General features: G+C 58.3%; 9 protein-coding genes and 1 pseudogene. 7 read left to right on the top strand and 3 right to left on the bottom strand.

Annotated elements, in window-relative coordinates; all coding sequences use genetic code 11:
* The 6 genes and pseudogenes from AC3IFE_RS18635 to AC3IFE_RS18610 all read left to right on the top strand — a co-directional run.
* A partial coding sequence (locus AC3IFE_RS18635; RefSeq protein ID WP_489191511.1) for a methyl-accepting chemotaxis protein occupies window positions 1-514 on the top strand: 514 nt, incomplete at its 5' end.
* A gap of 141 nt (window positions 515-655) precedes the next feature.
* Window positions 656-1,783, top strand: a pseudogene (locus tag AC3IFE_RS18630) (IS3 family transposase).
* A gap of 255 nt (window positions 1,784-2,038) precedes the next feature.
* Window positions 2,039-2,905 (top strand): hypothetical protein, encoded by an 867-nt coding sequence (locus AC3IFE_RS18625; protein ID WP_489191509.1) that lies wholly within the window; start codon window positions 2,039-2,041, stop codon window positions 2,903-2,905.
* Between the two features lie 158 nt (window positions 2,906-3,063).
* Entirely contained in the window at window positions 3,064-3,315 is a 252-nt protein-coding gene (locus AC3IFE_RS18620) for a PAAR domain-containing protein (RefSeq protein ID WP_489191508.1), read from the top strand.
* Window positions 3,316-3,643: 328 nt separating this feature from the next.
* Entirely contained in the window at window positions 3,644-4,024 is a 381-nt protein-coding gene (locus tag AC3IFE_RS18615) for a hypothetical protein (RefSeq protein ID WP_489191507.1), read from the top strand.
* Between the two features lie 201 nt (window positions 4,025-4,225).
* The gene (locus AC3IFE_RS18610; RefSeq protein WP_489191505.1) at window positions 4,226-4,699 is read left to right on the top strand and encodes a hypothetical protein; all 474 of its coding nucleotides are present in this window, start codon (window positions 4,226-4,228) and stop codon (window positions 4,697-4,699) included.
* Here the strand turns inward: AC3IFE_RS18610 and AC3IFE_RS18605 are convergent.
* Complete coding sequence (locus AC3IFE_RS18605; RefSeq protein ID WP_489191512.1) at window positions 4,680-5,954, bottom strand: IS256-like element ISBcen18 family transposase; 1,275 nt, start codon at window positions 5,952-5,954, stop codon at window positions 4,680-4,682. The two genes, AC3IFE_RS18610 and AC3IFE_RS18605, sit on opposite strands and share 20 nt — an antisense overlap.
* A gap of 86 nt (window positions 5,955-6,040) precedes the next feature.
* Between AC3IFE_RS18605 and AC3IFE_RS18600 the strand changes: the two genes are divergently transcribed.
* Window positions 6,041-6,787, top strand: coding sequence for an immunity protein Imm33 domain-containing protein (locus tag AC3IFE_RS18600; RefSeq protein ID WP_489191504.1), 747 nt, complete (start codon window positions 6,041-6,043; stop codon window positions 6,785-6,787).
* A 71-nt stretch (window positions 6,788-6,858) separates the two neighbouring features.
* On the opposite strand, the gene AC3IFE_RS18595 is transcribed toward AC3IFE_RS18600, so the two are convergent.
* Together AC3IFE_RS18595 and AC3IFE_RS18590 are read right to left on the bottom strand one after the other, a co-directional pair.
* Window positions 6,859-7,206: a hypothetical protein gene (locus AC3IFE_RS18595; RefSeq protein ID WP_489191502.1), complete on the bottom strand. Its 348-nt coding sequence runs from the start codon at window positions 7,204-7,206 to the stop codon at window positions 6,859-6,861.
* 221 nt (window positions 7,207-7,427) lie between these two features.
* A partial coding sequence (locus AC3IFE_RS18590) for a LysR substrate-binding domain-containing protein (protein WP_489191500.1) occupies window positions 7,428-7,927 on the bottom strand: 500 nt, incomplete at its 5' end.

The raw sequence follows: 7,927 nt of genomic DNA, 5'->3' as shown, positions 1-7,927 counted from the left end.
GACGATGGAGCAGATCAGCGACGCGTCGCAGCGGATCTCCGAGATCATCGTGATGATCGACAGTATCTCGTTTCAGACGAATATTCTGGCGTTGAATGCGGCGGTTGAGGCGGCGCGGGCGGGGGAGCAGGGGCGTGGGTTTGCTGTGGTCGCTTCGGAGGTGCGGAATCTGGCGCAGCGCAGTGCGCAGGCGGCGAAGGAGATTAAGTCGCTGATCGAGCATAGCGCGGGGACGGTGGGTGCCGGGTCGCGGCTCGTTAGGGAGGCGGGGAAGGTGATGAGTGATGTTGTGTCGCAGGTTCAAGGCGTTAGCGCGATGATGAGCGAGATTGCTGAGGCTAGCCTGGAGCAGAGTGCCGGGATCGATCAGATCGGGGATGCGGTGCAGTCTTTGGACCAAATGACGCAGCAGAATGCGGCCTTGGTCGAGGAAAGCGCGGCGGCCGCGGAGAGTTTGAAGCAGCAGGCGGCGGAATTGACCAAGCTGGTTTCGGCTTTTAAGGTGGATGAGTAAGGGTTGGTTTGGGGTTTGGAGTTGGGGTGTGAGGGACGGCTACCGTGGGGTCACGGTAGCTGACCCTAGCCCACAAAACTGTCCCGTTTGAAAGTGGAAAATTCCGGCATGACGTTGTCATCAAGACCAGGAGGTCATGCCGTGAAGAAGAGCAGGTTCACCGAAGAGCAAATCGCATACGCATTGAAGCAGGCCGAGCTGGGCACGCCTGTCGCGGAGGTCTGCCGCAAGATGGGGATCAGCGATGCGACGTTCTACAACTGGCGGACGAAATACGGCGGGCTGTCGCCCTCGGAACTGCGTCGGCTGAAGCAACTTGAGGAAGAGAACGCCAAGCTCAAGCGGCTCGTGGCCGATCTGTCGCTGGACAAGGCCATGCTGCAGGACGTGCTGTCAAAAAAATCTGAAGCCTTCTCGGCGCCGTGAGCTTGTCACGGACTTGATGCAGCGTTTCGGCGCAAGCCAGCGACAGACCTGCGCATTGTTGCAGCTGTCCCGCACGGTCTACCGCTACGAGTCGGTCGCGCGGGATCAAAGCGCACTGGAAATGCGCATCAAGGAGATCACGGAAGTGCGGGTGCATTACGGTGCACCCCCGTGTACGTGATGCTTCGCCGGGAAGGCTGGAGAGACAACCACAAGAGAGTAGAACGCGTGTATCGCGAACTGGGCCTTTCGTTGCGCCATAAGCGACCTCGACGGAACAAGTCGGCTCGCCGCCGCCAGCCGAAGCAGTCAGTAAGCGCAATCAACGAAATCTGGAGTATGGATTTCGTCGCGGACGCGCTGTTTGATGGTCGACGCTTGCGCACGCTCACGATCGTGGACAACTACACGCGGGAGTGCTTGGCGATTGAAGTCGACGGATCGTTGCGTGGCGAGCACGTTGTCGCTGCGCTGACTCGGCTCGCGCATCATCGTCCGCTTCCCCGCTATATCAAGGCAGACAATGGCAGCGAGTTCATTTCGAAGGCGCTCGACAAATGGGCGTACGAGAATGGCGTGGAGATTGACTTCTCGCGTCCTGGCAAGCCGACCGACAATGCGAAGAATGAATCCTTCAACGAACGCTTTCGGGAGGAGTGCCTCAACGCACACTGGTTCTTGTCGCTGGAAGACGCCAGATGCAAAATCGAAGTCTGGCGCGAGTACTATAACGAGGCGCGTCCTCACTCTGCGCTGCAGTGGATGACACCGGCGGAATTCGCCCGCCAGTGCACCGATCGGGCCGGTTCGGCCCGCCCCGAAGAGCCGGAATTTTCCAGCTAAGACTGGGACGGAAATTTGGCTAGCCTCAGTTGCGCCGGGACGTTATCAACGTTTGGTCCAAGCTTTGGGAATGCCATCTTGAAAAAATCAGCGTTAAAACTTACGACTGCGCGTGTTCCGTTGTTTCGGGAAGGTACCCCGTGCATGCTTGTCACACATGTCGGAACTATGCTTGCGATGACGATGCTTTGGTCGGGTCTAGCAAGCGCAGCACCACAGTCAACTCTGCGCTTTGCATTGCCTGGCGGAGCCGCAGTGATCTATAGCAACGCGGCGAACCCTCAAGATCCATTGCCCCGCCGGGCCTGGAAGAAAGCAGTTTTCTCCTTTCCCAATGGAACGACGTTTGGCTTGCTGCCACGAGCAGGTGAGCCGAACGCCGACGGTGGAACTCAGATGGAGCCGCCCAACAAATGGAATATCTCCCCTTCAGGTCAATATGTAGTCGTTATGCGCAACGACCAGGGGACAGTGTCCACGGGGCAAGGGCAACCGGAAACGGTACTAAACCGGGAGTACTGTTCCATGATTGAGATAAAGACAGGTTGCATTACGGCCGAGCAAACCGGAGAGATTTGCGGAGCGGGATGGCAACCGAGTCAAGGTGCACAGTGGGGAACAGATTCCCAAACTTCGATGATGCTCACGCGCGATCGTCCATCGGCAAGCAACAAGTTAGCGTCCATCGATGCAGGACAGCCCCCACATTTGCTGATGCGCAATGCTTCAGGGGCCGACAATCTCTTGCGGTGTGACCCACCTTCATCGACGAATCGCGAGGCCTATCGGAAAATTGCTGCGGCTCTGAAAGCGGATGGGGCGCGCTTCGATGCGCAACTGATTGATACCGCGCTTTCGAAAGGCTCTAGTAGCTCTGCAGGTACAGCAGTAGCGCAAGAAGCGGTGGCTGATGGCCTGACCGCCACGGTATCGGTAGCAAAAGCGACTCTGTTCACAGCCCCCGACGACGGTACCGCAAGTCGAGCCTATCTCGTCCAGAATGATGTCGTAACCGTATTGAAGCAGTCTCCGAATGGGTGGGCCTACGTGGACTACGTTAACGCATCGGGTAAGCATTTGCTTCGTTGGATTAAAGCCGATCATATATTGATTGAGCAATGATGCGGGTTGTCAAGCTCTGCTCGCGAATATGAATTTCGTTCAGGACCGTCGACTGGGAATTTCGAATGGGATAGTGCATTGAGCGGTTTCGCGGTATGAAGTTAACGATGGACAACCCGAGGTAGCTCCTTCGGAGATCAACGAATTGAGGAAGCTTAGTGATTAATCTGATTCGAATTGGGGATGCCACTGACCACGGTGGCAAGGTAGAAACAGGTTCAACGAAGATGCGCTTTGATGGACGCTTTATTGCTCGCAAAGGCGACCTTGTCTCTTGTCCGCAGCACCCTGATGTCTCACCGAACGTCATCGAGGAGGGTGATGTTTTGATGACGGATGACGGTATCCCGATTGCGCGGCACGGGCATCGGGCTACGTGTGGATGTCACGTGCTCTCAAGCCTAGTCTGATGCCGATTCCGAAAGGGTCTGCTGCCCCGACAACGCTCAGCCGGACGTCCACACTCATCAGTCCTGTCGGGAATAGCTCCAGTAACAACGCATCTGATCCGGTATGCTCGAGGCGGCCAGTGGGCGACGCAGTTCGGCCCGACTGCTGTGCGGGTTCCGAATTCTCGCTCGAACTTGCATGCGCGTTGGTCTGTGACAGCCGGCCGCGTCGGGCCGCATTCGGCCACTTTGAGTCATTCACCAGTGTCCGCGTCGGATGTTCCGGATGAGAGGATAACTGCCCATAGCGGGCTGTTAAACTGGTAGACACGAGCTGAACTCTTACTCCATGGATACTCTCGAACAAAACCGCCCATTGTCTGCATCCGAGATGTCTCTCGCTCGTTGGATGCTGGAGCACGGTGAGCCGAAGGCGCGAGAGTTTTTCGAACAACTCGCAGCGGCCGAGGTAACACCATGGCGCTGTCCTTGCGGCTGTGGGTCCATCAATTTCCAGATCAAGGGCCGCGACTCTGCGCCGCCAGGCGTACACATCCTCGGCGATTTTATTTTCGGTCCAGACGATGAACCAGCCGGGATATTCATATTCGAGAGCGGCGGATTGTTGAGTGGCATCGAGGTCTACGGGCTCGCAGGCAATGCTCCTGCAGAACTGCCCCGAGAAGACGCGCTTCGGCCATTCTCTCCCGGTGGCGGCAAGTCATCGTAGATCCCTAGCCCGTAGAAAGGCCACTGACCTCTCTGCGGCTGCGAGTCTCGTATCATCTACGTCCGCTTCGGGTCGGTGCGCGCCGTCCTCCGATCCAACGCAGTGTGACGGCGGCATCGGGCGGTCATCGGCCACGAACGGACACTCATACCCAGTGCAAACAACGCCTTGCTGAAAGGCATCTATAGTGCCGACCCGCCTATGAAACTCGATATGGAAACGTGGTTGGTTGACGAAGGCGACCGAGTCATTCAGAAAACATCACTCGAGGGTTTCGACAGCCTGACGCTGATCGAACGCGTCGTCTACAGCATGTGGGTCATTGACTACGCCGTTCGGAACTCCGGCACTCTCGAACCAATGAGGGAGTTGTACCCTGATGCTCCGCATGAACTCGAAGCCTTTGCTGCCTCGAACAATGCGGCGAATCTCCTCGCGTTATTGAACTTATCGTCGAACGAGAAACGATTCTGTGCCGAATACCACGAGCGATTTGATCGCGCCTGCGGCGACATAAGACACACTATGACCAATGCACATGAGTCGGTCGTTTATTGGGCTCAGATCGGCCAGCATCGGACCTTCTATATCATGGTCAGGATGGGCGACAATGAACCTGTCCGCATTGTTGTGGGCGAGGCGGTTGAACAACGCGTTATCCACGCGCCTGCATAAATCGCTCGCCGAACAGGATAGCAAACTGGTTCATTGCTGATTTCCAGTCGAACGCGGACCGCACGGTCTTGGCCAGTACGTTGCGCATCGCCAGCCAGAGCAGCTTGATGGCCGCCTCGTCATTCGGGAAGTGGCCACGGGTCTTGATGATCTTGCGCAGTTGCATGTTCAGGCTCTCGATGGCGTTTGTCGTATAAACGACCCGTCGAATCTCCGGCGGAAACACGTAGAACGGCACGACGTGCTCCCACGCGCGTTGCCAGGACTGCACGATCGTCGGGTACTTTGCGCCCCAAGGTCCGTCGGCGAAGTCTTGCAGCGCCTGCCGTGCCGCCTCTTCGCTGGCAGCCGCGTAGATCGGGCGCAGCGCCGCGGCGAGCACCTTACGGTCCTTGTAGCTGGCGTATTCGAGGCTGTTGCGGATCAGATGCACGATGCAGGTCTGAACGGTGGTCCGCGGATAGGCCGCGCCGATGGCTTCGGTGAGCCCCTTCAGGCCATCGACCACGGCGATCAGGATGTCCTGGCAGCCGCGCGTCTTCAGTTCGTTGAACACCTTGAGCCAGAACTTGGCCCCCTCGGTCTGCTCGATCCAGAGGCCCAGCACGTCGCGCTGGCCGTCGGCCTGAATGCCCAAGGCCAGATAGACGGCCTTGTTGCTGACCACGCCGTCGTCGCGGATCTTGACGCGCAGCGCATCGAAGAACACCACTGGATACATCGTTTCGAGCGGGCGGCTTTGCCAGCTCAGCGCCTCGGCCATCACCTCGTCGGTGACCGAGCTGATGAAGTCGGGAGATACCTCGGTGCCGTAGCTCTCAGCCAGAAAGGCCTGAATCTCGCGCACGCTCATGCCGCGGGCGTACATCGCGATGATGCGTTCGTCGAAGCCGGTGAAGCGGCGCTCATGCTTGGGAATCAGGATCGGTTCGAAGCTGCCGTCGCGATCGCGGGGGACTTCGACCCGAACCGGGCCCCGATCGGTGATGACCGTCTTGCCGCTGGCGCCGTTGCGCTCGTTGGCTTGCCCCGGCGGCTTGGACTGGCCCGACGGGTAGCCCAGATGCAGATTCATCTCGGCGCCCATTGCGCGTTCGATGACTGCTTTGTTGAACGCCAGCATCAAATCCTGGACCTCGGCCGGCGTCATCGGCCCCTTGACCAGTTGGTCCAGCAGTTCCTTGGGCAGTTCAGGCAGCGGCCCGCGGGCCGCTGCCTGACGCGCTACAGTTTGCCTTTTCTTCTTCATTGGCATATCCATGGCTTTTACCTCTCATGATATGCCCCGCCCACAAAATGACGGATAGGTCCACAATCGCCTGCCACCCAAGAATGTGAACTATGCTTTTTCGCTCGCTATTTCGATCGACCGGCTCGAAACAAGCTGCGCAGCAGCGGACCGATTCTATTCATAGAACCGTCGATTGCAAGCGGTTTGCCCATCCGGAATTCCAGATTCAGGTCACCAACGGTGCAATCCCCGATCAGGACATCAGTTGGCTGCTACGTTTCCTTGAGCAGCGTGTCGCCGACGGCGAGCGATTCCGCGCGGGCGAGACCCTGCAGATCGGCTGGATGCTAACGATGCTCGATGGAGGGGCGACAGACACACTGCGCATCATCGAACCCGATATGAAGGAGATTCCGATCAGGTTCATCGATTCCGTCAACAGCACGCTGATGCACCTGCGCAATCAGAAGGACGTGGTCGGAAGCGTCGCCATGGATCTGCAACCTGACTTTCCTTCGCTGCGGCAAAGTGCGGTAGTGCACGCCGAATACAAGAGCGCATGTCGTGTACTGCTGACTCGTGATCTCGCTCATGAAACAGACTCTGGTTGGTCGCTCACAGATTTGAATGATGAACTTGGTTTGCAGAATCCCGGGCAATTCATCAGAATTTCGCTCTATCAATTGGGCGTAGACAGGCCCGATTTGATCAAATTCTTTGCCTTGCCGCCGGGGCTGCAAGTTGCCGTCAACGATCCGCAGATTCGTGTGATAGGACCTGAAGGCGAGATGCAACCAATACCCGGCTCATTTCTTGAGGCGTTGAATAGTCGCCACCTACAACGTCACAGTGCGTGACTGCTTCGGGGAAGGTGCGCTGTCCGCTTCGGGTCGGAAGTCGCCCGTCGCAGAGCAGCGGCCGGCGGATCTCAGCCAGCAAGCGGGTAGACCTCGCCTTCATCGCCCCGGATGACGGCAGAAAGCGCCACGGCCAGTTGCATAGCCGCCGCCATTGTTGGATCGACCGCGGATAGATTCAGAGGCGCGTTGAAACTTGCACGGCCCCGATTCCAGCTAAAGGTCTTGATCCATTCACCATCGACAAGGACCGCGACATCGCCAGGTCTGCCCGGAATCGAAATCCTTTCGCCCGTCACTGGATTCACCGACGTGACCGGGCGCTCGTCTTCTTTTAATGAGGCTTGCCCGAGGATAGCGGCCCGCCATTCATCCAGCGAGATGGACGGATCACGTTCGATGTGCAGTCGATAAGCCATGGCAGAAACCGGAACGGTAGAGGGTGGATTGAGCTAACACGAATGACGGCTCAGGAGAAAACCGGGTGGTCGCAAGGGGGCACGAAGGTGTCGTCGAGCGGCGCGGCGCGGCATCCGGCCATCAAGCGTCGTTCGGATGTCCCATCAACCTTCGAAAGCGGTCACCCGAAAGTCAGATTCGTCACGTGTGAGCCCGGTTCGCTGCTCACAACGATAGCGTGTCACGCAAGGTTCGCCGGCCTGCGCAAATACTCGCCCAGGAAGTCAACAAATGTCCTGAGCTTGACCGAAAGCTGGTTGCGCTCCAGATAGATCGCATGGATATTGGCGTCCGGCAATGCCCAGTCCGCGAGCAACGAAACGAGTTCGCCGCTCGCTAGGTGCTCCGCGATCTCCCACTGCGATCGCACGACAATCCCGCGCCCTTCGAGCGCCCAATGCAGCACGACGCCGCCGTCGTTGCTGGACAATGCGCCATCCACCTTGACAGTCTCCGCCCGCTTGCCGCGGGAAAAATGCCACGTGCCGTACGCCGACTCGTTCTCGCGCAACACGATGCACGCGTGCCGTATGAGATCGTGCGGCACGGAAGGCTCGCCATGCCGCGCTACATAGCCGGGTGACGCGCACACCACGCGCCTGTTTTCGAGCAGGAGCCGCGCGTTGATGCGCGCATCCGGCACCTCGCCGAAGCGAATTCCGAGATCGAAGCCCTCGTCCT

The organism is Burkholderia sp. APQ4-4ca, from assembly GCF_057837105.1.
Note: the sequence above shows the minus strand (reverse complement) of the source record. Positions and strands in the feature narration are given on the sequence as shown.